This window comes from Xanthomonas pisi DSM 18956 (genome assembly GCF_001010415.1).
GTDB classification, from domain to species: Bacteria; Pseudomonadota; Gammaproteobacteria; order Xanthomonadales; family Xanthomonadaceae; genus Xanthomonas; species Xanthomonas pisi.
In genome coordinates, this window is sequence record NZ_JPLE01000228.1 from 1 (window position 1) to 296 (window position 296).

Sequence of the window (296 nt, forward strand, 5' to 3'; positions counted from 1 at the left end):
CGGATTATCAAATGAGAACGTTAACCGAACTCGATGTTTTGAAAGACGTTGCAGCCGCGCTGGGCGTAGAATTATCCGAAAAGGCGACACTAGGTGCTTTGCGTCGGGATTTACTCGAAGCCGTTGACCGCAACGATTTTGACCGTAAGTGTATGCAAAAGAAGATTCGGCAGGCGGTGAGAGCGGGTAAGCGATTCCGTGCCAGGTCGTTTGCCGCAAGAAAGCTTGACCTTCAGCACGGGATGCTTTGATTGTTAAAGGACAGAGAAGAAGCCGGATGCTGCAAAGATTGGTTT

General features: G+C 49.7%; 1 protein-coding gene. It reads left to right on the top strand.

Annotated elements, in window-relative coordinates; translation table 11 throughout:
• On the top strand, positions 1-251 hold a 251-nt coding region (locus Y887_RS20805; RefSeq protein ID WP_046965624.1), incomplete at its 5' end, for a hypothetical protein.
• Between the last annotated feature and the right edge of the window lie 45 nt (positions 252-296).